This is a genomic window from Streptomyces sp. DH41, from assembly GCF_029813785.1.
GTDB lineage: Bacteria > Actinomycetota > Actinomycetes > Streptomycetales > Streptomycetaceae > Streptomyces.
The window spans coordinates 1-393 of sequence record NZ_JARVKY010000068.1 but is presented as its reverse complement, the minus strand read 5'-3'; the positions used below and the strand labels follow the sequence as shown (position 1 = coordinate 393).

General features: G+C 54.7%; 1 protein-coding gene. It reads left to right on the top strand.

Annotated features, from left to right (window positions below):
• Positions 1–9: 9 nt before the first annotated feature.
• Positions 10–393, top strand: a 384-nt coding sequence (locus tag QC283_RS39405) for a DUF305 domain-containing protein (protein ID WP_279566608.1), incomplete at its 3' end; no start/stop codon positions are given.

The following is a 393-nucleotide window of genomic DNA, read 5'->3' as shown; positions in this document are numbered from 1 at the left end:
GCGGACACCATGTTCGCGCAGATGATGATTGTGCATCACCAACAGGCAGTGGAGATGAGCAGCACGATGCTCGCCAAGAGTGGAACCAGTCAACAAGTGCGCGATCTAGCCACCACCATCAAGGCCGCTCAAGGGCCTGAAATAGAGAAAATGAAATCAATGTTGGCAGCTTGGGGAGAGCCCGAGTCGATGACTGGAACGATGTCGATGCCCGGGATGATGGGTGAATCAGCGCAGAAAGAGTTGGCTGCAGCGAACGGAACTGCCGCGGACAAGCTCTTTCTGACCCAAATGATTGCCCATCATCAGGGCGCTCTGGAATCAGCCAAGACCGAGCAGCAAAGCGGTAAAGACGCCGAAGCCGTCGAGTTAGCTCGGGCCATTATTAAGAAC